Source organism: Mesorhizobium shangrilense (assembly GCF_028826155.1).
In the GTDB taxonomy this organism is placed as follows: Bacteria; Pseudomonadota; Alphaproteobacteria; order Rhizobiales; family Rhizobiaceae; genus Arvimicrobium; species Arvimicrobium flavum.
Map to the genome: position 1 here is coordinate 484,685 of NZ_JAQGPN010000001.1, position 22,662 is coordinate 507,346.

Annotated in this window: 18 protein-coding genes; 4 read left to right on the top strand and 14 right to left on the bottom strand. The window is 65.5% G+C overall.

All coding sequences use genetic code 11. From position 1 onward, the window contains the following. Window positions 1-65 precede the first annotated feature (65 nt). The 7 genes from mgrA to PD284_RS02510 all read right to left on the bottom strand — a co-directional run bounded on the left by mgrA (window position 66) and on the right by PD284_RS02510 (window position 7,423). A complete protein-coding gene (gene mgrA, locus PD284_RS02480) occupies window positions 66-1,112 on the bottom strand; it encodes an L-glyceraldehyde 3-phosphate reductase (RefSeq protein WP_274626648.1) in 1,047 nt (348 codons plus the stop codon). Window positions 1,113-1,239: 127 nt separating this feature from the next. Continuing rightward, entirely contained in the window at window positions 1,240-2,382 is a 1,143-nt protein-coding gene (locus tag PD284_RS02485) for a Gfo/Idh/MocA family protein (protein WP_274626649.1), read from the bottom strand. A 13-nt stretch (window positions 2,383-2,395) separates the two neighbouring features. Continuing rightward, a complete protein-coding gene (locus tag PD284_RS02490) occupies window positions 2,396-3,145 on the bottom strand; it encodes a sugar phosphate isomerase/epimerase family protein (protein WP_274626650.1) in 750 nt (249 codons plus the stop codon). A gap of 32 nt (window positions 3,146-3,177) precedes the next feature. Continuing rightward, on the bottom strand, window positions 3,178-4,263 hold the full coding sequence (locus PD284_RS02495) for an ABC transporter ATP-binding protein (RefSeq protein WP_274626651.1): 1,086 nt from the start codon (window positions 4,261-4,263) through the stop codon (window positions 3,178-3,180). Between the two features lie 7 nt (window positions 4,264-4,270). After that, window positions 4,271-5,212, bottom strand: a complete 942-nt coding sequence (locus PD284_RS02500) for a carbohydrate ABC transporter permease (protein WP_274626652.1) — start codon at window positions 5,210-5,212, stop codon at window positions 4,271-4,273. Between the two features lies 1 nt (window position 5,213). Continuing rightward, window positions 5,214-6,113, bottom strand: coding sequence for a carbohydrate ABC transporter permease (locus tag PD284_RS02505; RefSeq protein ID WP_274626653.1), 900 nt, complete (start codon window positions 6,111-6,113; stop codon window positions 5,214-5,216). Window positions 6,114-6,187: 74 nt separating this feature from the next. Next, a complete protein-coding gene (locus PD284_RS02510; protein WP_274626654.1) occupies window positions 6,188-7,423 on the bottom strand; it encodes an ABC transporter substrate-binding protein in 1,236 nt (411 codons plus the stop codon). Window positions 7,424-7,808: 385 nt separating this feature from the next. Here PD284_RS02510 and PD284_RS02515 point away from each other — a divergent pair, with 385 nt between their 5' ends. After that, window positions 7,809-8,861, top strand: a complete 1,053-nt coding sequence (locus PD284_RS02515; RefSeq protein WP_274626655.1) for a LacI family transcriptional regulator — start codon at window positions 7,809-7,811, stop codon at window positions 8,859-8,861. A gap of 98 nt (window positions 8,862-8,959) precedes the next feature. Next, window positions 8,960-9,979, top strand: a complete 1,020-nt coding sequence (locus PD284_RS02520; protein WP_274626656.1) for a LacI family DNA-binding transcriptional regulator — start codon at window positions 8,960-8,962, stop codon at window positions 9,977-9,979. 194 nt (window positions 9,980-10,173) lie between these two features. On the opposite strand, the gene gndA is transcribed toward PD284_RS02520, so the two are convergent. Further along, window positions 10,174-11,586, bottom strand: coding sequence for an NADP-dependent phosphogluconate dehydrogenase (gene gndA / locus PD284_RS02525; RefSeq protein ID WP_274626657.1), 1,413 nt, complete (start codon window positions 11,584-11,586; stop codon window positions 10,174-10,176). A gap of 278 nt (window positions 11,587-11,864) precedes the next feature. Here gndA and PD284_RS02530 point away from each other — a divergent pair, with 278 nt between their 5' ends. Next, window positions 11,865-12,752, top strand: coding sequence for a DMT family transporter (locus PD284_RS02530; RefSeq protein ID WP_274626658.1), 888 nt, complete (start codon window positions 11,865-11,867; stop codon window positions 12,750-12,752). A 57-nt stretch (window positions 12,753-12,809) separates the two neighbouring features. Beyond that, complete coding sequence (locus PD284_RS02535; protein WP_274626659.1) at window positions 12,810-14,723, top strand: adenylate/guanylate cyclase domain-containing protein; 1,914 nt, start codon at window positions 12,810-12,812, stop codon at window positions 14,721-14,723. Between the two features lie 39 nt (window positions 14,724-14,762). Here PD284_RS02535 and kduI read toward each other — a convergent pair whose 3' ends face one another. The 6 genes from kduI to PD284_RS02565 all read right to left on the bottom strand — a co-directional run bounded on the left by kduI (window position 14,763) and on the right by PD284_RS02565 (window position 22,550). After that, window positions 14,763-15,593, bottom strand: coding sequence for a 5-dehydro-4-deoxy-D-glucuronate isomerase (kduI, locus tag PD284_RS02540; protein WP_274626660.1), 831 nt, complete (start codon window positions 15,591-15,593; stop codon window positions 14,763-14,765). A gap of 109 nt (window positions 15,594-15,702) precedes the next feature. Then, a complete protein-coding gene (locus PD284_RS02545) occupies window positions 15,703-16,818 on the bottom strand; it encodes an ABC transporter ATP-binding protein (protein ID WP_274626661.1) in 1,116 nt (371 codons plus the stop codon). Between the two features lie 31 nt (window positions 16,819-16,849). Further along, entirely contained in the window at window positions 16,850-18,499 is a 1,650-nt protein-coding gene (gene bglA, locus PD284_RS02550; protein WP_274626662.1) for a beta-galactosidase BglA, read from the bottom strand. 217 nt (window positions 18,500-18,716) lie between these two features. After that, window positions 18,717-19,883: a carbohydrate ABC transporter permease gene (locus PD284_RS02555; protein WP_274626663.1), complete on the bottom strand. Its 1,167-nt coding sequence runs from the start codon at window positions 19,881-19,883 to the stop codon at window positions 18,717-18,719. 1 nt (window position 19,884) lies between these two features. Next, entirely contained in the window at window positions 19,885-20,898 is a 1,014-nt protein-coding gene (locus PD284_RS02560; RefSeq protein WP_274626664.1) for a carbohydrate ABC transporter permease, read from the bottom strand. A gap of 293 nt (window positions 20,899-21,191) precedes the next feature. Beyond that, window positions 21,192-22,550 (bottom strand): ABC transporter substrate-binding protein, encoded by a 1,359-nt coding sequence (locus tag PD284_RS02565; protein ID WP_274626665.1) that lies wholly within the window; start codon window positions 22,548-22,550, stop codon window positions 21,192-21,194. Window positions 22,551-22,662: the final 112 nt, after the last annotated feature.

Here is a 22,662-nt window from a genome sequence, read left to right on the forward strand (position 1 = left end):
GTTTACGGGGGAGGGGGACCGCCGCAGGCGGTGAAGGGGGCGTGATGCCTTACGGCGATCCTTTCCTACTTCCTCGGCGGTCCCTTCCGCTCGGCCGACGCCGCCCACAGGTTGATGTCGGCTTCGCGGGCGTACTTGTCGATCTCGGCAAGCTCGGCATCCGAGAACTCGGGGTTCTTGAGCGCGCCGACGCAGTCGTCCACCTGCTCAGGACGGCTGGCGCCGATCAGCGCCGAGGTCACCCGGCCCTTCCGCAGCACCCAGGCGATCGCCATCTGGGCGAGCGTCTGGCCGCGCTTCTGGGCGATGCCGTTCAACGCAGCGATGTTCTTGATCGTCGTCTCGTTGATGAAGCCCTGGCGCAGCGACTTGCCCTGCGACGCGCGGCTGCCCTCCGGGATGCCCTTGAGGTACTTCGAGGTTAGCATGCCCTGCGCCAGCGGCGAGAACACGATGGAACCGATGCCGAGCCCGTCCAGCGTGTCGAGCAGGCCGTCGTCCTCGACCCAGCGGTTCAGCATCGAATAGCTCGGCTGGTGGATCACGCAGGGCGTACCGAGCGATTTCAGTATGTCGGCCGCTTCCCGCGTCCGCTGCGAATTGTAGGACGAGATGCCGACATAGAGCGCGCGTCCCGACCGCACGATGTGGTCCAGCGCCATCATCGTCTCCTCGAGCGGCGTGTCCGGGTCGAAGCGGTGCGAATAGAAGATATCGACGTAGTCGAGACCCATGCGCTTCAGGCTCTGATCACAGGACGCGATCAGGTACTTGCGGCTGCCCCATTCGCCATAGGGCCCCGGCCACATGTCGTAGCCGGCCTTCGAGGAGACGATCAGCTGGTCACGGTAGCCCAAAAAATCCGTCCGCAAAATTTCGCCGAACGCGGTCTCGGCGGATCCGGGCGGCGGGCCGTAGTTGTTGGCGAGGTCGAAATGGGTGATGCCGAGATCGAAGGCGCGCTGGCAGATCGCCCGCTTGGTCTGGTGCGGGGTGTCGCCGCCGAAGTTGTGCCACAGCCCCAGCGAGATTGCCGGCAGCTTCAGGCCCGACTGGCCGCAGCGGTTGTACTTCATCGACTGATAGCGTTTGTCGGCGAGGGTGTAGCTCATCTCAATTCTCACGTTTCAACCCGGGACACAAAGGGCGAGGCACCCTACGCGCGCAAGCGTCCTGGCGCGACCCCTTTGCCGGCGCCTCAGGCCACCCCTTTCCCCGCTGCGCGGGGGCCGCCCCCGCCTACTTCTTCCTCGCCATCAGCGCCTTGGCTTCCTTGACGCCGAGCGCGGCAGGCCGTTCGCACGTGGTCTGCATGGCGACGAACTTTCCGGTCTCGCCCGATTTCAGGATACCGGTCATGACCTCAATCGCGTGCAGCGCCGCCTCCATCGAGCAGCGATGCGGCCGGCCCTCGCCGATCGCCAGCGCCATGTCGGCAAGGCCTGCCGTCCGGTAGTTGGCCATCATGCCGACCGAGTGCTTCTGGTTCGGCACAGAGAACGGATGGTCCCACTTCGGCGACCGCTTCACGTCGTCGCCGCGCCTGGTGTAGCGCACGTCGCCGCCGAAGAAGTTCGGGTCCGGCACGAAGATCGTGCCCTCCTCGCCATAGAGCTCGATCGGCGCGTGGCCGTGCTTCCAGACGTCCCAGCTCGTATTGAGGGTGACAACCGCGCCATTGGCGAATTCGAGGATGGCGTGGATGGTCGTCGGCGTGTTGACGGGGATCTTCTCGCCCGCCCTCGGCTTCGACGAGATCGTCCGTTCCTTGGCCGGCGTGGTCGTGATCGCCGCGACCTGCCGCACCGGTCCGATCAGATTGATGAGGTCGGAGACATAATAAGGCCCGATGTCCAGAACCGGCCCGGCCCCCGGCTGGAAGAAGAAGTCCGGGTTGGGATGCCAGTGCTCCATGCCGTGGCTCATCACGTAGCAGGTGCCGCTGGTGATGTTGCCGAGCTTGCCGCTGTCGATGAGGTTGCGCGCGAGCTGGTGCGCGCCGCCGAGGAAGGTGTCGGGCGCCGAGCCGATGCGCAGGTTCTTCTTCTCCGCCCGCTTCCTGAGGTCGAGGCCCTCCTTCACCGAAAGCACGAACGGCTTCTCGGAATAGACATGCTTGCCGGCGTCGAGCGCCTGTTTCGACACCTCGTAGTGCACGGCCGGGATCGTCAGGTTGACGACGATGTCGACGTCCTTCGCCTTGAGCAGGTCGTCGACCGTCTCCGCCCGGACGCCGAACTCCTTTGCGCGGGCACGCGCGGCATCCATGTTGATGTCCGCGCAGGCGCGCATCTCGATCCCCTTGAACAGCGGGGCGAGCTTGAAATAGGTGGTCGAGATGTTGCCGCAGCCGATCACGCCCACGCCAAGTTTCTTTGCCATTCTTTTGAGACTCCTAGAAGCGCTGGGCGGCGGCGAAGGACAGGCGCGCGAAGCGGGTCGCGTCGCTCGGATTGTCGTGTTCCATGACGAAATATTTCGCGGCGGACTTGTCGCGGAGCAGCTGGCAGAGGCCCTTCCAGTCGACGGTGCCGTGGCCGACATCGGCCCAGCCGTCCTCGTCGGTGTTCTGGCCCTTCGGCGCGATGTCCTTGACGTGGACCGCTAGGATGCGGGAACCGTATTTCTCGATCCAGGGTTTTGGGTCGGCGCCGCCGCGGATGACCCAGGCGACGTCCATCTCCCAGCCGAGCTCGGGAGCTGCGTCGAGGATGTGCGTCATCGGAACCGACCCGTCGCCGAGCGGCTGGAACTCGAAGTCGTGGTTGTGCCAGGCGAAGTCGTAGCCCTCGTCACGGTAGGGCTTGCCGACCTCGGCCAGCATCTTGCCGAAGTCGCGCCAGCCCGCAGCGTCGTTGGGGCGGCGGTCGGCGGCGATGTGCGGGCAGGCCACCAGCTTCATGCGCAGGGTCTTGGCCGTACGCAGGCCGGTGTTCGAATCCTTGAGCTGGTCGAGCGAGAAATGCCCGCTCGGCATGGCGAGGCCGTTCTTGTCGAGCATGTCCCAAAGCGCGTCGGCACCGGGCGTATCGTACATCCCGCCAAAACCCTCGACGTTCTTGTAGCCGATCATCTTCAGCGTCTCGAGAACCTTGTCCCAAGGCTGGAAATTGCGCGCGCTGTAGAGTTGGAACGACCATGTCATCGCGGTTTTCCTTGTGTGTCAGAAGCGGCCGGTCAGAGCCGCGATCCGGAAGAGGCATCGAAGAGGGAGGCGCGCATCGGATCGAAGCCGATCGTCACCTTGTCGCCCACATTGGGGCTGCGCTCGCTCGGCAGGCGCATGGCGAAATTCTGTCCGCCGAGCTTCGCCCAGATCAGCGTGTCGGAGCCCATCGGCTCGACCACTTCGATCTCGACCGTCCGCGAGAACGGCCAGCCTGAGCCCGAGTTGACCCCAACATGCTCCGGCCGGACGCCAAGCTCGGCCGGGCCTTGCGGCGCGCCGCCGTTCTCGAAGGCGTAGGTGCCGAGCGGCACCTCGAGGTCGCCGGCGACGAACCACGGGGCGCCGTCACGTGCTTTCACGGCGCCGCCGAGGAAGTTCATGCCCGGCGAGCCGATGAAGCCGGCGACGAAGCGGTTCACCGGGTGGCTGTAGATCGCCTGCGGTGAATCCAGCTGCTGGATCAGGCCGCCGCGCATGACGGCGATGCGGTCGGCCAGCGTCATCGCCTCGATCTGGTCGTGGGTCACGTAGATCATGGTGTTGCCGAGGCGCTGGTGCAGCCGCTTGATCTCGACGCGCAGTTCCGAGCGTAGCTTGGCGTCGAGGTTCGACAGCGGCTCGTCGAAGAGGAACACGTCGACGTCGCGGACCAGCGCGCGGCCGATGGCGACGCGCTGGCGCTGGCCGCCGGAGAGAGCCGACGGCTTTCTCTGCAGCAGCGGCTCGATCTGCAGGATCGACGCCGCGCGCGCCACCCGCTTGGCGATCTCGTCCTTGGCCAGCCCCGCGTTCTTCAGCCCGAACGACAGGTTCCCCTCGACGCTCATCTGCGGGTAGAGCGCGTAGGACTGGAACACCATGCCGATGCCGCGGTCCTTGGGCTCCTCCCAGGTGACGTTCTTGCCGTTGATGAAGATCTGTCCGGCCGACACGTCGAGCAGGCCGGCGATGCAGTTGAGCAGCGTGGACTTGCCGCAGCCGGACGGGCCGAGCAGCACGATGAACTCGCCCTCGGCGACTTCGATGTTGAGGTTCTTCAGCACCTCGACTGCGCCGAAATTGAGCGAGAGATCACGGACAAGAACGCTCGTCATCGCCTGGTCACCCCTTCACCGCGCCGGCGGCGATGCCACGCACGAACAGTTTTCCGGAAACGAAATAGACGATCAGCGGCACGAGGCCCGTGATGAGCGTCGCCGCCATGTTGACGTTGTACTCCTTCACGCCCTGAACCGAATTGACGATGTTGTTGAGCTGGACGGTCATCGGATAGGTGTCCGGTTTGGTGTAGACGATGCCGAACAGGAAATCGTTCCAGATGCCGGTGACCTGCAGGATGATGGCAACGACGAAGATCGGCATCGACATCGGCATCATGATCTTGAAATAGATGGACCAGAAGCCGGCGCCGTCGACCCGGGCCGCCTTGAACAGCTCCTCCGGCAGCGAAGCGAAATAATTGCGGAACAATAGCGTCAGGATCGGCATGCCGAAGATGGAATGCACGATGACCAGGCCGGTCAGGCTGCCGTAGAGCCCGATCTCCCGCAGCACGATGACGATCGGATAGATCATCACCTGATACGGAATGAAGGCCCCCACGATCAGGATGGTGAAGAAGATCTCGGCGCCCTTGAAGCGCCAGTTGGCCAGCGCGTAGCCGTTCACCGACGCGATCGCGATCGACAGGATGACGCTGGGCACGGTGATGCGCACCGAGTTCCAGAAACCGCGGCTGAGCCCGTCGCAATTCAGGCCCGTGCAGGCGGTCGCCCAGGCCTTGACCCATGGCTCGAAGGTGATCTCGAGCGGTGGCGCAAAGATGTTGCCCACACGGATTTCCGGCATGCCTTTCAGCGAGGTCACCACCATCACGTAGAGGGGGATGAGATAGTAGATCGCGACGAAGATCAGCGTGCCGTAGATGAAGATGTTGCGGCGCGAGAAGGTCACACGCGGCTTCGGCCCATGTGGGCCGCTGAGTTCGCCGGCGACGGCGCCTGCACCGGCAACGGTCATGGCGAGGGTGCCGGGATTCGACATCTCAGCGCCTCCGCCCGAATTCCAGATATGCCCATGGCACGACGACGATCGCCACCGTCAGGAGCATCATGGTGGAGGCGGCAAAACCCTGGCCGAGGTTCTGCGCGGCAAACATGTAGTCGTAGACGTATTTCGCGGGCACCTCGGAGGCCAGCGCCGGGCCGCCGCTGGTCTGCGCCACCACGAGGTCGTAGAGCCGCACGATGCCGCTGGCGATGATGACCAGGGTAGTGATGAACACCGGTCGCATCATCGGGATGATGATGAAGAGATACGTCTTCCACATCGGGATGCCGTCGACCCGCGCCGCCTTCCAGATGTCCTCGTCGATGCCGCGCAGGCCGGCGAGCATCAGGCACATGACGAGACCCGTGCCCTGCCACAGTCCGGCGAACAGGATGCCGAAGATGACGATTTCCTTGGTGTAGAGCGGATTGAAGGAGAAGCTCTCCCAGCCCATGCTGCGCACCACGTGCTGCACGCCGAAATCCGGATTGAGGATCCACTGCCACACCAGCCCGGTGACGATGAAGGACAGCGCGAACGGATAGAGATAGATCGTCCGGAACGCGCTTTCGAAGCGGATCTTCTGGTCGAGCAGGGCGGCGAGCACGAAACCGATGACCAGGGAGAAGATCAGCGACAGGGCGCCGTAGGTCACCAGGTTCTCGATGGCGATCAGCCAGCGCGGCGTCGACCACAGTCGCTCATACTGGTCGAGGCCGACGAAGGTCAGCCTGGGCAGAAGCCGCGAATTGGTGAAGGAGTAGACGACCGTCCACAACGTGCCGCCGGCGAAAATGACCGTGGCGGTCAGGATCATCGGGATCGACGCGATCTTCGCGTTGAGATTGTGGAAGATCCGGTTGGGGCGCTTGGTCGGGCTTTCGCTGATGCTCATGTCTCGGCCGAGTTCGAGATAGGCTTAAAGGGCCGGCCCCGCTGGGGGGCCGGCCTGCAATGCCTCATCCGCCGTCAGTCGGCGGCCGCGATGATGTCGGCGAAGCGCTTCTGCGCCTCCTCGGGCGTGAGCGACGGCGTCTTCCAGAACTCCACGAACAGGTCGTTGAGCTGGTTGTTCGTGTCCTCGGTGTTCAACTGGTTGGTGTCGGGAATGATGTTGCCCTTGGCCAGTATGTCGAGGCCCTTCTTCATGCAGTCATTCGCGGCGGAGACGTCGACATCGCCGCGCACCGGCACGGAGCCCTTCTTGAGGTTGAAGGCGACCTGCGTGGCGGGGCTGAGCATGGTCGAAGCCAGCACCTCCTGGGCGGCCGTCTTGTCGGCATCGTCGAGCTTCGGGAAGTAGAAGGAATCGCCGCCCGTGGAGATCAGCTCATTGACGCCGAGACCCGGCAGGCAAGAGTAGTCCTTGCCGGCCACCTGGCCGGCGACCTGGAACTCGCCCTGCGCCCAGTCGCCCATGATCTGCCCGCCGGCCTGGCCGGTGATGACGAGATTGGTCGCCTGGTTCCAGTCCTGCACGTTCGACTTGGCCGACAGCTTGCGAGCCTCGTCGGCTGCCTTGAACACCTTGGCGATCTCCGGCCCGGCAGCGGCTTCGGCGTCGTGGTCCTTGTAGACCTTCAGGAAGACGTCCTTGCCGGCGATCGCCGGGATCAGCACGTTGAAGGCGCCGGTCGTCTGCCACGGCTGTCCGCCGATGGCCAACGGGATCTTGCCGGCCTTCTCGAGCGCCGGCGCCGCGGCGACGAACTCGTCCCAGTTCTTCGGGACCGGCACGCCGGCGTCGGCGAACGCCTTGTGCGACAGCCACAGCCACTGCCAGGAATGGATGTTGACGACCACGCAATAGACCTTGCCGTCGACCGTGCAGCCCTCGAGCAGGCTGGCGGGGCGAATGACCTCGGACCACTTCTCCTTGGTGGCGATATCGGTGAGGTCACGCAGGAGACCGGCAGCGATCAGTTCCTCGGCCTGGCGACCGGTGTTGAATTGAAAAGCGGCCATCGGGTCGCCGCCGGTGATGCGGCTGACCATGACCGGACGCGCCGTGTTGCCGCCGCCGGCGATGGCGCCGTCGACCCACTTGTTGCCCGTCGCATCGAAAGCCTTGGCGAATTCGGCGACCGCCGCGGCCTCGCCGCCCGACGTCCACCAGTGCGTGACCTCGAGGTCGGTTGCCCCGGCGACACTGGAGAAGCCGAATGCAACGCCCGCCGCAAGCGCGGCCTTAAGTACTGAACGCATGAATTTCCTCCCAGAAACTGTAACGTTTCAGATCGAAGGTTATGCGAAGTGCAAAAGGGGCGCAACGGTGAAGTCGGGCGCGCAGCGATATTTTTTTTGAGCGCCGCAAATAATGATCCTGCCACGGCTGGGCGGCTAGCCGGGGATGAAGCGATGCTGCAGCGCGGTATCGTCGCCGCCTTCCGGCCTGTAGCGCGCTGATTCTGCTCGATTTCGCGCTGCACCATCAATGAGGGATTCTGATACATTGCTCGCTTCGAACGCACTGTCGATACTCCCGTCCGCATAAGAACCGCACCGTTTCTGTAACGTTACAGCTTTGCATTCATTTCTTGCCAGTCGTCCGCGCCGGTGCGATAGGTGCGCGAATCGCAGGTATTCCCACATGGACGAGAAAGCTCCGACCGATGCACGTGCGGCCGCGCAGGCCGGCGAGCAGGGTCGCCCGACGCTCAAGACGATCGCCTTCATGACCGGTCTCGGCGTGACGACGGTGTCGCGCGCGCTCAAGGACGCGCCCGAGATCGGCGTCGAGACGAAGCGGCGCGTGCAGCTCGTGGCGCAGCAGGTCGGCTACCGGCCGAACCGCGCCGGCGTGCGCCTGCGCACCGGCAAGACCAACGTCATCAGCCTTATCCTCGATACGCAGGAACAGGTCGGCGGCTTCGTCTCCGACATCATCTACGGGATCTCCGAGCAGCTCGCCCAGACACCCTACCACCTGGTCGTGACGCCCTACTCGCGCAACAACGATCCGATGGAGCCCGTCCGCTACGTCGTCGAAACCGGATCGGCCGACGCCATCATCATCTCGCGCACGCAGCCCAACGACCCGCGCGTCCGCTACATGGCCGAGCGCGGCTTCCCCTTCGCCGCGCACGGCCGCACAGCCATGAATGTCGACCATCCGTTCCACGACTTCGACAACCACGCCTTCGCCGGCATCGCGGTGAAGCGGCTGGCCGAGATCGGGCGCAAGCGGCTGGCGCTTCTCGCACCGCCTGCGGCGCTGAGCTACCATCACCACATGCGGAGCGGTTTCCTGGACGGGCTGGCGGAGGCGGGACTGAACGAGATCCCGTTCTCCTCGGTGACGAACGACGACTCGATCGAGCGCATCCGGCTGGCGACGATCGAACTGATGCAGCGCGCCACGCCGCCGGACGGCATCGTCAGCAGCGCCGGCGCCGCGACCTTCGCGCTGGTCGCCGGAATCGAGGCCGCCGGGCTGAAGCTCGGGCGCGACATCGACGTCGTCTCGAAGCAGTCGTTCCGGCTGCTGCCGATGTTCCGTCGGGAGCTCCATGTGGTCGATGAGGACGTCCGGCTTGCCGGCCGCGAGCTCGCCCGCGCCGCCACGGGCAGCATCAACGGGGTTCCGGTGGAGAATATCCAGAGCCTTGTGGTGCCGACGGACGTGAAGTCGCCGCCGCATTAGATCGCCTTTCGGCGCGCGCGACCGGCCACGAAAAACAGAAAAGCCGAGCGTTTCGCGAACAGACGTGGTTAGTAGAAGCGCGGAGGGCACCCATCAGCTTGCGCAAACAGATCCCCACCATTCAGGACGTCGCACGCGCGGCGAACGTGTCGACGGCGACCGTCAGCCGCGCCCTGTCGCTGCCGGGCCGCGTGTCGGAAGATACACGGCGCGCCGTCATCGAGGCGGTCGAACGCACCGGCTATGCCGTGAACCAGACGGCGCGCAACCTGCGGCGCAAGCAGACCAGTTCCATCGTCGTCCTGGTGCCGAACCTCGGCAACCCGTTCTTCTCGCAGATCCTCGCCGGCATCGAGGCGCGCCTGTCCAGGGCCGGCTACAACGTGCTGGTCGCCGACACCAAGCATCCGGGGGTGCAGGAGGAGCGGCTGATCGACTATCTTCACGCCAACCGGGCGGACGGCATCATCGTGCTCGACGGCACGTTGCCGCTGCGACTGCTGAAGTCCGCGGGGGCATCCGCGCCGCCGACGATCTTCTGCTGCGAATGGGAAGACGCCGCGGGGCTGCCGTCGATCCGCTTCGACAATGCGGGCGGCGAGGCGCTGGCGGTGCGCCATCTCGTCGAGCGCGGCCACTCCCGGATCGGCCACATACTCGGCCCTCATGGCAACGTCCTGACACAGGAGCGGCTTGCGGGTTTCCGCCGCGGCCTCGCCGAGAGTGGCCTTGAGGAGCGGGCCGACTGGATTCTCGAGGGGGACTTCTCGCTGCGGTCCGGCGCGCAGGCGGCGCGCCGCTGGCTCGCCATGTCGGACCGGCCGTCCGCGATCACCACGTCGAGCGACGTCATGGCCTGCGGCTTCATCTCCGAGCTGCACCGGAACGGCTGCGAGGTGCCGCGGGACGTCTCCGTCATCGGATTTGACGACATCGACATCGCCGAAATATTCATTCCGGCGCTGACCACCATCCGCCAGCCGCGCAACGAGATCGGCGACAGCGCGGCCGAGGCCCTGCTGCGCATTGTGCAAGGCTCCGGCGAGGATGCGGGCGGGCGGGTGCTGAAGCTGTGGCCGCCGGAACTGGTCGAGCGGGAGAGCGTGCAGCGCCTCTAGTAAGGGCCGCGCAGCCTCAAGACTGACGCTGCCCCCACTCCGTCTCGCCTTCGGCTCGCCACCTCTCCCCCACTACGTGAGGGAGAGGAAGGGAGCGCGGCTGGCGTTCCTCTCCCCCGTCGACCGGGGGATAGGTGGCGAGCGCAGCGAGCCGGAGTGGGGGTCGATTGTCTGGCTGTCCCGCGCGCCGCAGTTCACTCCGCGCCGCTGCCCCACGGCCCGTGGTGGGCGCCCTCGGCGTCGATGCGCTCGAAGCCATGGGCGCCGAAGAAGTCGCGCTGGCCCTGGATGAGGTTGGAGGTGCCCCGGCCCTGCCGGTAGGCGTCGAAATAGGCCAGAGCCGAAGCGAGCGCCGGCACGGGAAGCCCCGCCTCGGCAGCCCGGGCGACGACCCGGCGGAGCGCCGGGCTCGCCTCCTTCATCATCCCGATGAAGGCGGGCGCCATCAAAAGGTTCGGCACAGACGCGTCCTTGCCGAAGGCCTCGGCGATGGTGCCGAGGAACTGCGAGCGGATGATGCAGCCGGCGCGCCAGATTTTTGCGATGGTCGGCAGCGGCAGGTTCCAGTTGAACTCGCGCGAGGCTGCCGACATGACCGCAAAACCCTGCGCATAGGCAGATATTTTGCCGGCAAAGAGCGCCAGTTCCAGATCCGCGACGACCTCCTTCCCAAGCTTCGGCGCGGCTATCCCGTAGGCTGCTTCCGCCTTCAGCCGCTCGTCCTTCATCGAGGAGATGACGCGGGCCGCCACTGCCGCCTCGATGGCCGTCGCGGGCACGCCCAGCGTCTGCGCCTCGATCACCGACCACTTGCCGGTGCCCTTCTGGCCGGCGCGGTCGAGGATGACGTCGACGACCGGTCTGCCCGTCTTCGGATCTTCGGCGGCGAGCACGTTTGCCGTGATCTCGATCAGGTAGGAGTTCAGCCGTCCCTTGTTCCAGCCATGGAAGATCTCGCCGATCTCCTTCGCCTTCATGCCGAGCCCGTCGCGCAGGATACCGTAGATCTCGGCGATCATCTGCATGTCGGCATATTCGATGCCGTTGTGGATGGTCTTGACGAAGTGACCGGCGCCGTCCGGGCCGAGCCAGGCTGAGCACGGCTCGCCATTGTACTTTGCGGAGATGGCCGTCAGCGTCGGCTCGACGCGGGCGTAGGACTCCTCGGCGCCGCCCACCATGATGGACGGGCCGTGGCGCGCGCCCTCCTCGCCCCCCGACACGCCCATGCCGATGAACGTCAGCCCGGTGCCTTCCAGCTCCTTGAACCGCCGCACGGTGTCGCGGAAATTGGCGTTGCCGGCGTCGATGATGATGTCGTTGGCCTGGAGCACCGGCTTCAGGTGCGCGATCTGCTCGTCGACGGCGGCACCCGCCTGCACCATGAGGATGATCGGCCTGGGCGGCCGGATGGCCTTGGCCAGTTCTTCGATCGTCTCGCACGGGACGATCATGTCGGACAGCGCGCCGGCGTCCTTCGCGAAGGCTGTCGTCCGCGAGGTGGTGCGATTGAAGACGGCGATCTTCTGTCCCTTCTCGGCGATGTTGAGCGCGAGATTGGAGCCCATGACTCCGAGGCCGATCAGGCCGATTTCGGCTTTGGTCATTTCCGTCCCATACCGCTGTTTTCTGTTCGACTGGCCTGACGCATCGAGGCGCTGGCGCGACAATCATCCGCCGCGCGACGGCCTCCGTCAACCTGCGGCGAGCCCGCGTCTCGTGCGCCGCACTCTCCAGATGGGAATTGCCGGGCATGGGCCTTTGGTCAAATCAGCACGCAATCGGCGCCCGGGCCGCTTGCATGCCGCCCCCGCCGCGGCTACCGAGATGGGCGACACATGCCCCTTCGGCCTCAGCCGCCGAACCTCCGAGAAGGCTTCCAGAATTGAAAAGCGGCGTCCTGCTGGCCCTTGCGGCCTATGCCATCTATGCCTGGGGCGACGGGTTCATCAAAGCACTTGGCGGCCATCTCTCGGTTTTCGAGATCGGCTTCTTCAACATCCTTTTCGCCGGCATCTTCCTTGTCTTCCTGACACCTGACGGCGAGCGCTGGCATGGTTTCTGGCGCATGCAGCGACCTTGGGCGGTCCATGCGCGGGCCTTGTCGGGCCTGGCGTCGGGGGTGCTCAGCGTCTACGCCTTCACGACCATACCGCTGGCCGAGACCTATGCGCTGATCTTCCTGGCGCCGCTCTTCGTGACGCTGCTGTCGATCGTCGTGCTGAAGGAGCATGTCGGGCCGTGGCGGTGGGCGGCAGTGGTCGCCGGCTTCTGCGGCATCCTGCTCGTGGTAAGGCCGGGCTTCCGGGCGCTCGAACTCGGTCACTTCGCCGCGCTCGCCGTCGCCTTCCTCGCCGCCGTCACCATCGTTCTCATGCGGTCGCTGGCGCAGGAGAAGCAGACCACGATGCTCGGCGTTCTCGTTGGCTACGGCCTGATCTTCAACGGCGTCGCTGCGGCCGCCACATCCTTCACGCTGCCAGACTGGCCAATTCTCGTCCTGCTTGCGATCTCCGGCGTCTGCACGGCCGTGGGACACCGCCTCCAGCTGCTGGCGACGCGGCTCAGCCCGGCCAACCAGATCGCGCCGACGCACTATTCGCAGATCGTCTGGGCGGTGATCATCGGCGCAGCGTTCTTTGCGGAGTATCCCGACTGGCTGAGCCTCGTCGGCCTGGTCGTCGTCGGCGGTTCCGGCCTGCTGACGCTGGTGCGCGAAAAGGTCAGGCTCGGCACCGTGCGCTGGAACCCGTTCTCTCGCAACCGCCTGTAAAAGCGCCCGCATCACACCCGCACTTGCAATTCGGCGCGGCGTCGCGACACTGGCGACATGAGCAGGTCCACCGAACCGGTACGTCTTGTCCGTCCTGCGGCGAAGCGGCGGCGCATACCGGTCGGCCTGTTGATGGCGCTCAGCTTCGGAACGCTCGTGTTCGTCTCCGTCGGCGGCGTGCTGGCGCTCTCGGTCGGCGCAAATTTCCGCAACACCCTCGATTTGCTGGGCGCCCAGTCGAGCCTGCTCGTCGACGCCATGGAGGATGCGCTGCGGGCAGAGATGGGCAACGCCGAGAGCGCAGTGGAGGGCGTTGCCGAACTCTATGCGCAAGGCGACTTCCGGATCGACGATGCCGCGATGCCGGCCACCGTCGCCGGCGCGCTTGCGGCGGCGCCGGGAACCACGGCGATGCTGATCTGCACGCCCGACCTGGTTTGCCGGGCCACGGCGCACGAAACAGACGACAACGCAGCGGACACGATCCAGCATTTTCCGGCGGAGCCCGAGAAATCGCCGCAGGTCCGTGCAGCCCTCGAGCAACGCCGCCTGATCGAAGGCAAGCAATGGGGCGCGATCGTGGCCAATGAGTTCGGCCTGTTCGCGCACGTCTCCATGCCGCTGATCCGCGACGGAGCGACCGGCGGATGGGTGATCGCGGCAGTCAAACTGCAGAAACTCTCCGAAATCACACAGGAGCTGTCCGCACGCTTCGGCACCCACGCCTTCATACTCGATGGAGAGGACAAGGTGCTCGCCGACCAGCGCCTAGCCGATCCCCAGGCGCCCCAGCACGGCATCGTCCCGCTGATGCCGGCTGCCCAGTTCGGCGATCCCGTCATTGCCGCCTACGGCTCTCGCCGTCCCGAGGAGGAATTCAACAACGAACGGTTCCGCGATGTCGAAGTCGCTGAAGTGGAGCTCGGCGGCGACGAGGATACATGGAGTGATGGAAACACCTATGTCGTCATCAGCCGCAAGATCACCGGCTATGGCGACAGGCCCTGGACGCTCGGCGCCTATTTCAGGGCGAGCGATGTGGCGGACGAGCTGCAGCGCGTGCTCGCCTCTGCGCTGCTTGGCCTGGGCGCGCTGATCTGCGCCGTCCTGGTCGCCGTCCTGCTCGGCCGACGGCTGTCCCGCCCCATCCGCGCCATAGCCGACCAGGCCAGCCGCATCGCCGACTTTGACCTCGACGGCATCGCGCCGTTGCCGCCCAGCCGGGTGAGAGAGATCGACAACCAGGCCACGGCCTTCAACGCCATGCTGATAGGGCTGCGTGCCTTCTCCACCTATATCCCGCGTTCGCTCGTCGCCAAGCTGGTGCGCACGGGAGAGATCGGCGTAGCCGAGCCGCGCGCGGCGAGCGTCACCGTCATGTTCACCGACATCGCCGCCTTCACGACACTCTCCGAGCACATGAGCGCGGCCGAGATCGCCCGGGCGCTCAACCACCATTTCGAGATCCTGTGTCGCGCGGTCGACGTCGAGGGCGGCACCGTCGACAAGTTTCTCGGCGACGGGATGATGGCTTTCTTCGGCGCGCCGGACCGGCTGGAGGGTCACGCCGCCGCGGCGGTGCGGGCGGCAGCGGCGATCCGCGATGAACTGGAGGAGGACAACCGCAAGGCGCCCGCGGAAGGCCGCCCACCCTTGCGCATCAGGATCGGCATCCACACCGGACCGGTCATCGTCGGCAACATCGGCGCAGCCGACCGCGTCAACTACACCATCATCGGCGACACGGTGAACGTGAGCCAGCGCCTCCAGGGGCTGGCAAAGGAACTTGTCCCTGAGGAGACGGTCGCCATCGTCATCTCCGGCGAGACGGCCGCCAGGCTCGACGAACGGTTCATGATCACCCCGGCAGGCGAACACAGGTTGCGCGGACGCGGCGAAGCGACCGAAGTCTATCTCGTCGAGGGGATTGCGCCGGCGGCCCCTGTCAGCCAGACGGCGCGGGCCGGATAGTGAAACCGGGCGCGCGGCGACGTCCTTGCCGGGTCTGCCTTACCGAAGCATCGCCATCGCCACGGACTCGATATCTCCCGGATCGACATTGTCGCCGGCGGAGGCCCAGACCATTGCGTAGTTCTGGGTGCCGACCGATGCCCGGATCGACCATGCCGGCGACAGTATCGCCTGTTCATTCGCCACCACGAGATGCCGCGTCTGCTCGGGCTCACCCATGAAATGGATGATGCGCTGCTCCGGCCGCATCCCGAAATAGAGGCAGGCTTCCGACCGCCGGCCGTGCAGGTTTCCCGACACGCTGTTCCAAACGGCGCCCTCGGTCAGGATCGTGATGCCGACGACCAGCTGGCAGGTTTCGACGATTTCAGGATGAACGTAGTCGAACGAGACGCGCGTGCTGGCGGTGGCGGCGTCGCCGAGATCGGAACGCCTGGCGTCGCCGCTGCCGACGAGACGCACCGGCAGATCCTTATGGGCGGGCGCGCTCACCAGGTAGAATCTTGCCGGACGGGTGCGGTCGGCGCTGGAGAAGGAAACCGGGCCAATTCCACGGCCGAGATAGAGCATGTCACGGCGCGCCAGCATGTAGGTGCCGGTCAGCGTCACGACCTGGCCCTCGCCGCCGATATTGACGACCACCATCTCGCGGCGGTCGAGGAAGTGCTCGGTCCCGGTTTCCCTGGCGACTGGGAGGAAGACCTCGCGGTCGACCGGCTGTGCGCCGCCGACGATCAGGCGGTCGTAATGCGAATAGATCAGGCGGATCTCGTTGGCGGGGAACAGGCCTTCTGCCAGAAAGGCTTCGCGTAGCTGCTCGGTATCGAAGGTCTTCGCTTCGCGCGGACTGACCGCGTGGCGGATCTCCATTGACGTTCCCCTCTCCGATGCTGCGCCGCGCCCACGGCCCGTCATGCTCTCATCGCAGCCTTTTTAGGGGAAAACTTTTCAGATTGTTCTAACGTTTCAAGCGAGAAAATCACGCCGCCCTTGCCGCCGCAGGCGCCTCTGCCGCGAACGAACGCCCGTCGCCGTCGAAGATGTGTAGGTCGCCCGGCTTGGCGTCAAGGCGGATGATGTCGCCGCGCTTGACCTCCGCGCTTCCCGGCAGCTTCGCCGTGAGCGGCTGGTCGGGACGGCCGATGTCGACATAGACCAGTTGCACCTCGCCAAGCTGCTCGATGTAATCCATCGGCCCCTCGAAGAGCGCGTTCTGGCTGGTCGAGACGAACAGGTCCTCGGGCCGCACGCCGAAGCTGATGGCCGCGCCCTGCGCGGAGGCCGGCGTGGCGATCGGCACGTCGGTGTTGTGGCCGCCGATGTGGCTCACCGTCGTCATCGGCCCCGCCTTCTCGACCTTGCCCGGCAGGATGTTCATCGCCGGCGAGCCGATGAACTGGGCCACGAAGAGATTGCCCGGGTTCTTGTAGAGCTCCATCGGCGAGCCGATCTGCTCGACCTTGCCCTCCTTGAGCACGACGATGCGGTCCGCCAGCGTCATCGCCTCGACCTGGTCGTGGGTGACGTAGATCATCGTCGTGTTCGGCATGGATTCCTTGAGCTTGGCGATCTCGATCCGGGTCGCCACACGCAGCGCCGCGTCGAGGTTCGACAGCGGCTCATCGAACAGGAACACCTTCGGGTTGCGCACGATGGCGCGGCCGATGGCGACGCGCTGGCGCTGGCCTCCCGACATCGCCTTGGGCAGCCGGTCGAGCAGCTTGGTCAGCTGCAGGATCTCGGCCGCCTCCCGCACCCTGCGGTCGATCTCCTGCTTGTTCTCGCGGGCGATCTTCATGCCGAACGCCATGTTGTCGTAGACGGTCATGTGCGGGTAGAGCGCATAGGACTGGAACACCATGGCGATGCCGCGCTTCGACGGCGGCACGTCGTTGACCACCTCGCCGGCGATCTCGAGCGTGCCGCCGGTGATCTCCTCGAGCCCGGCGATCGACCGCAGCAGCGTCGACTTCCCGCATCCGGACGGCCCGACGAAGACGATGAATTCGCCCGACTTTATGTCGAGGTCGATGCCGTGCAGGATCTTCAGCGACCCATAAGCCTTCTCGACCTGGTTGAGAGTGACGTCGGCCATAATATCCTCCCCTAAAACCCTCGGTATCCTGTCAGGCGAAGCGTCCGAACCATGCGCCATACGCGCCAAGCTTGATCTTGCCGGCATCAGCCGACGACGCGAAGCCGTGCCCCTCGACCGCGCTCAGGCTGGCATCCCCCAGATCGAGGCTGGCGTTGCGCGGGCCCAGGTTGAAGGCGCAGACCATCTGCTCGTTGCCATGCTCGCGGGTGAAGACCAGCACGTCGTCGTCCGCCGCAAGGAACTCGATGTCCCCCTTCGCCAGCGCCGGGTGGGCGCGGCGGAACGCGAGGAAGCGGCGGTAGTGCTCGAGCAGCGAACCCGCCTGCCCCTGCTGCGTGTCGGCGGCGAGCGCCCGGTGCTCGTCCGGAACCGGCAGCCATGGCTTTGCCGCAGAGAAGCCCCCATTGGGGGCATCGCGCTCCCAAACCATCGGCGTCCGGCAGCCGTCACGGCCCTTGAACTCCGGCCACATCGACTTGCCATAGGGGTCCTGCAGGTCCTCGAAGGCGATGTCGGCTTCGCCGAGCCCGAGTTCCTCGCCCTGGTAGAGGCAGACGGAGCCGCGCAGCGACATCAGCAACGCCGAGATCACCTTCAGATAGGCGTGCAGGTCCTTTTCGCCGGCGCCCCATCGGGTGGCGTGCCGCACCACGTCGTGGTTCGACAGCGCCCAGCACGCCCAGCCGTCGGCGGCGACACGGCCGAACTCCTCCAGCACCTCGCGCACCCGGCGCGCGCCCATCTTGTCCGGGCCGAGGAACTCGAACGAGTAGCACATGTGGACGCGCTTGCCGCCGCTGGTATAGGCGGCGGCGATCTCGAGGCCGCGCTGCGAGTCCCCCACCTCGCCGACCGAGGTTTTTGCCGGATATTCGTCCAGCAGCGCGCGGAAGCGCTCCAGGAAGGCAAGGTTCTCCGGCCGGCTTTTGTCGTAGAGATGGTCCTGGAAGTTGTACGGGTTGACCGCCGGCGCGGTGGAGGCGTTGCGCTGCTCCGGCGGAAGGGCCGGATTGTCCTCCAGTCCCTGCGAGTGGAAGTAGAAGTTGATCGTGTCGAGGCGGAAGCCGTCGATGCCGCGCTCCAGCCAGAAGCGGACGCTGTCCAGCAGCGCGTCCTGCACCTCCATGCTGTGGAAGTTGAGGTCGGGCTGCTCCGACAGGAAGTTGTGCAGGTAGTACTGCATGCGCCGCGTGTCCCACTGCCAGGCCGATCCGCCGAAGATCGACAGCCAGTTGTTGGGCGGCGAGCCGTCGGGCCTGGGGTCCGCCCAGACGTACCAGTCGGCCTTCGGGTTGGTGCGGCTGGCGCGGCTTTCCTTGAACCAGGGGTGCTGGTCCGAGGTGTGGGAGATGACGATGTCGGTCATCACCTTGAGGCCGAGCCGGTGCGCCTCCGCCACGAGCGCATCGAAGTCGCCGAGCGTCCCGAACATCGGATCGATGTCGCGGTAGTCGGAGACGTCGTAGCCGAAATCCTTCATCGGCGATCTGGCGATCGGCGATATCCAGATGGCGTCGACGCCGAGTGCCGCGACATAGGGCAGTCGGCGGACGATGCCCTTGAGGTCGCCGACGCCGTCGCCGCCTGTGTCCTGGAAGCTGCGCGGATAGATCTGGTAGATCACCGCTCCGCGCCACCAGTCGGGGTCGGAGACGGACTTGGTTGCGGACTGGGTCATTCTGGACACTTAACCTGCGTTGCGTGCTTCGGACGGGCGCACGGAATTGGCTTGGATAAACGGAAGCTCGCCCCCTCCACCACGCTTCGCGTGGTCCCCCTCCCCCGTAAACGGGGGAGGATCCAGGTAGCGCCAACTATGCCGCCGCGGATCCTCCCCTGCGAAGCGGGGGAGGGGGACCGCCGAAGGCGGTGGAGGGGGCGACCTGCCAACATCCTCATCCTCCCTTCACCGAGCCGGCCAGCAGGCCGCGGACGAAGTAGCGCTGCAGCGAGAAGAACACGATGAGGGGCACGATGATGGTGATGAAGGCCGAGGTGGTGAGGATCTCCCAGTCGCCGCCGCGCGAGCCGAGCAGCGCGTTGAGGCGGGCCGTCAGCACGAGCTGGTCGGCATCGGTGCGCAGGAACACCATCGCCACCAGCAGGTCGTTCCAAACCCAGAGGAACTGGAAGATCGCGAAGGAGGCGAGCACCGGGAAGGACAGCGGCAGCACGATCTTGATGAAGATCTCGAAGTCGCTGGCGCCGTCGATGCGCGCCGATTCCATCAGTTCCCGCGGCAGGCCCGCCATGTAGCTCCTGAGGAGATAGATGGCGAAGGGCAGGCCGAAGCCGGTATGCGCCAGCCAGATGCCGAGATAGGTTTTTGACGGCACCCCGAAGAACGCCCCGACGCCGTTGTAGAGCTGCAGCAGCGGAATCAGCGCCATCTGCAGCGGCACCACCAGCAGGCCGATGACCACGGCGATGAGCAGCGCACGGCCAGGGAACTTCATCCAGGCCAGCGCATAGGCTGCGAAGGCGGCTATCATGATCGGGATGACAGTGGCCGGAATGGTCACGGTCAGGGAGTTGATGAAGGAACGGCCGATGCCCTCGGAAAGGAGCACGGTCTCGTAGTTCTCCGTGGTGAAGCGCGGCGGCGCCGAGGCGGCGTAGTAGACGCGCTGCCCCCGCTCTCCCTCGAATTTTGTCGGCGAGGCGAGCACAAAGGTGCCGTCGGCGTTGACCTGAAGCGTGACGCCGTCCTTGAGCTCGGCAACGGTGCCGGCGGGAAACTCGGTCGGCGCCTGCGAACGCATGCCGAAGGCGCTGATCTCGCGGCTGCCCGGCGGATCGAAGAGATTGCCCTCGATGACGAACTTGCCGTCCTTCTCGACCTGGGCCGAGGCGGCGGGCAAGCGGCCCGCTTCGGTCTGGGACGAACTGGCGAAGGAATTCCACCAGCCCGACGCGATGATCTGGTCCTTGTCGCGCAGCGACGAGACGAGGATGCCGAGCGTCGGGATGGTCCACACCGTCACGAAGAAGAGCACGGCGAGATGGACGCCGAACCGGCCGAAGGACGACTTGCCGGCCGACTTGCCGCTGGCCTGTGCCATCTCAGTGCCCTCCCATCTCTTTGTTCGCCTGGCGGATGTTCCAGATCATGATCGGCAGCACCGCGATCATGATGATGATGGCGATAGTGGCGCCGCGGCCGAAATCGCCGCCGCCACGGAACATCCAGTCGAACATGAGGTTGGCCAGCACCTGGCTGTTCCACTGGCCGTTGGTCATGGTCAGCACGATGTCGAACACCTTCAGCACCAGGATGGTGATGGTCGTCCACACAACCGCGATGGTGCCCCAGATCTGCGGGATCATGATCTTCCAGAAGATCTGGAACGGATTGGCGCCGTCGATGACGGCCGCCTCGATGGTCTCCTCCGGAATGCCGCGCAGCGCGGCCGACAGGATCACCATGGCGAAGCCGGTCTGGATCCAGATGAGGATCATCATCAGGAAGAAGTTGTTCCAGAAGGGCAGCGAGATCCACACCTGCGGCGCGCCGCCGAAGAACTGGACGATGGCGTTGAGCAGGCCGATCTGCACCTGGCCCTCGCCGCGATACTCGTAGATGAACTTCCAGATGACGCTGGCGCCGACGAAGGAGATGGCGAGCGGCAGGAAGATCAGGCTCTTGGCGATCGTGCCCCACCAGATCTTGTCGGTGAGCACGGCGATGATCAGGCCGAGGAAGGTGCAGGCGGCCGGCACCACGAGCAGCCACAGCAGGTTGTTCAGGATCGAGTTGCGGAACTCGCGGTCGCCGAATGCCCAGGCATAGTTGCTGGCGCCGACAAAGGTCTCGCCGCCCCTGTCGTGGAAGGAGAGATAGAGCGTCTGCGCGACCGGATAGATCAGGTAGACGATGAGGATGATGAGTGCCGGGCCGACGAACAGCCACGGCCGGATCAGGCCCTGCCGGCGGAGATTGTCGACGGCCGTGCCGCCGCTCACCCCGCGCGAAGGGAAGACGATGTCGAGCAGCCTGTTGGCGCCCCAGAAATAGGCGACGCAACCGCCGACGCCGACAATGATGACCAGGATCGCCGAGAATAGCTGGGCCGCCATAGGTTCCTCCCCTCGTGCGGACTGATTTCCATGCGCGGGCGATTGTGCCTCTTGTTGCGCACAGCGCGGGCTCGGGCGACAGCGCCGCCCTTCATCGGGCTGACGCCAATCTCCCCTTGGATGAGGAGAGCGGCGCCCGCCGCGCTGGCGACGACGATCCTGCAACGTCTGTGACTGGCGAGATCATTGCGGACGTCGTCCCTCTCCCCGATGGCGGGGAGAGGATACCGCCTGGCTGGTGAAGGGCGGCGATCCCTGTCCGATGACGCGCCCGCCCATTCAATCCGTTCGGACTACTTGATCGCGTCCCAGCTCTTCTGGATGTCGCCCGCCACGTCGGCCGCCGGCTTTCCGCCGACGAGGTCGATCATGCCGGTCCAGAAGGCGCCTGCGCCGATCTTGCCGGGCATCAGGTCCGAGCCGTCGAAGCGGAAGGTGGACGCGTTCACCAGGATGTCGCCCTGCTTCTTCAGCGCCTCGTTGGCGTAGGCTTCCTGCTTGGCCGTCTTTAGCGGCGTCAGCAGGCCGGACTGCGCCATCCAGATCTCATGCGCGAGCGGCATCTGGAGGAACTTGATGAAGGCGCGCGCGCCCTTCGAGTCCTTGGTGATGGCGGCGAAGGTGCCGGCGCCGAGAACCGGCGTGCCCAGCTCCGGCTTGGCGGCCATTGCGGGCAGGTAGAAGAAGTCCGCATCCTCGCCGAGCTTGGTGCCCTCCGGGAAGAAGGACGAAATGAAAGAGGCCTGGCGGTGCATGTAGCACTTCGGCGGGATGCCGAAGAGGCCCTTCGGGCTGTCGCGGAAATCGGTCGCCGCCACCGCCGCCTTGCCGCCGTCGACATATTTGTCGTTGGTGGCGATGTCGGCGAAGATCTGCAGGGCGTTGACCACGGCCGGATCATTGAAGGGGATCTCGTTGCGGGTCCACTTGTCGTAGGTCTCGGGCGGCGCCGTACGCAGCATGATGTCCTCGACCCAGTCGGTCGCCGGCCAGCCGGTGGCGCCGCCCGAACCGAGTCCGATGCACCAAGGCACGCCGCCGTCGGCCACGATCTGGTCGGACAGCTTCATCATGTCTTCCCAGGTCTTGGGAACCTCGTAGCCGGCTTCCTCGAAGTTCTCGGGCACGTACCAGACGAGCGACTTCAGGTCCGCCTTGTAGGGGAAGGCGAAGAACTTCGCGGTGCCGTCCTTGTCCTTGTAGGTGCCGAGTTCGAGCCAGGACTGGCCGGCGCCGTAATTGTCCTTGACGAACTGCGCGTCGGCGTCTTCGAGCGGGATCAACAGGCCCTTCGAGGCGAGATCCTGGATCAGGCCGGGCTGCGGCAGGATCGCGACGTTCGGCGGGCTGCCGGCCTGCGTGTCGATGACGATCTGCTGCTCGTAGTTCTCGGACGACGAATAGTTGATGGTCGCGCCGGTGGCCTGGATGAAATACTCGAGCACGCTGCGGACCAGCGCCTCGTCCTCGCCGCGCCACGGCCCGAAGATGGTGAGCGTCTCGCCCTTGAGATCGACCTTCTTCAGCTCGTCGAAGTTTTCCCAGGTGAAGCGGGCGTCCTCGCCCGGCGCGAATTTCAGCTCGGCCGATGATGCCGGCCAGCTGATCGCCAGCGCGGCGAGCGCGATGCCCGCCAGAAGGGTCTTCTTCATGCCTTTCCTCCCAGTTGGTCTAACTCGCGTCCCGAACCTCCTTCCGGGACGCGCCATGCCATTTCGAAGGATGCGCCGAGATTGTGAGGAGCACAAGCTGGGTAACAGTCCT

Coding starts and splice junctions, on each gene's coding strand:
- PD284_RS02560 (WP_274626664.1), bottom strand. CDS start 20,898: ATGGCGGCCCAGCTATTCTCGGCGATCCTGGTCATCATTGTCGGCGTC.
- PD284_RS02495 (WP_274626651.1), bottom strand. CDS start 4,263: ATGACGAGCGTTCTTGTCCGTGATCTCTCGCTCAATTTCGGCGCAGTC.
- PD284_RS02545 (WP_274626661.1), bottom strand. CDS start 16,818: ATGGCCGACGTCACTCTCAACCAGGTCGAGAAGGCTTATGGGTCGCTG.
- PD284_RS02535 (WP_274626659.1), top strand. CDS start 12,810: ATGAGCAGGTCCACCGAACCGGTACGTCTTGTCCGTCCTGCGGCGAAG.
- PD284_RS02510 (WP_274626654.1), bottom strand. CDS start 7,423: ATGCGTTCAGTACTTAAGGCCGCGCTTGCGGCGGGCGTTGCATTCGGC.
- PD284_RS02490 (WP_274626650.1), bottom strand. CDS start 3,145: ATGACATGGTCGTTCCAACTCTACAGCGCGCGCAATTTCCAGCCTTGG.
- bglA (WP_274626662.1), bottom strand. CDS start 18,499: ATGACCCAGTCCGCAACCAAGTCCGTCTCCGACCCCGACTGGTGGCGC.
- PD284_RS02505 (WP_274626653.1), bottom strand. CDS start 6,113: ATGAGCATCAGCGAAAGCCCGACCAAGCGCCCCAACCGGATCTTCCAC.
- PD284_RS02555 (WP_274626663.1), bottom strand. CDS start 19,883: ATGGCACAGGCCAGCGGCAAGTCGGCCGGCAAGTCGTCCTTCGGCCGG.
- PD284_RS02515 (WP_274626655.1), top strand. CDS start 7,809: ATGGACGAGAAAGCTCCGACCGATGCACGTGCGGCCGCGCAGGCCGGC.
- PD284_RS02500 (WP_274626652.1), bottom strand. CDS start 5,212: ATGTCGAATCCCGGCACCCTCGCCATGACCGTTGCCGGTGCAGGCGCC.
- mgrA (WP_274626648.1), bottom strand. CDS start 1,112: ATGAGCTACACCCTCGCCGACAAACGCTATCAGTCGATGAAGTACAAC.
- PD284_RS02485 (WP_274626649.1), bottom strand. CDS start 2,382: ATGGCAAAGAAACTTGGCGTGGGCGTGATCGGCTGCGGCAACATCTCG.
- PD284_RS02565 (WP_274626665.1), bottom strand. CDS start 22,550: ATGAAGAAGACCCTTCTGGCGGGCATCGCGCTCGCCGCGCTGGCGATC.
- gndA (WP_274626657.1), bottom strand. CDS start 11,586: ATGACCAAAGCCGAAATCGGCCTGATCGGCCTCGGAGTCATGGGCTCC.
- kduI (WP_274626660.1), bottom strand. CDS start 15,593: ATGGAGATCCGCCACGCGGTCAGTCCGCGCGAAGCGAAGACCTTCGAT.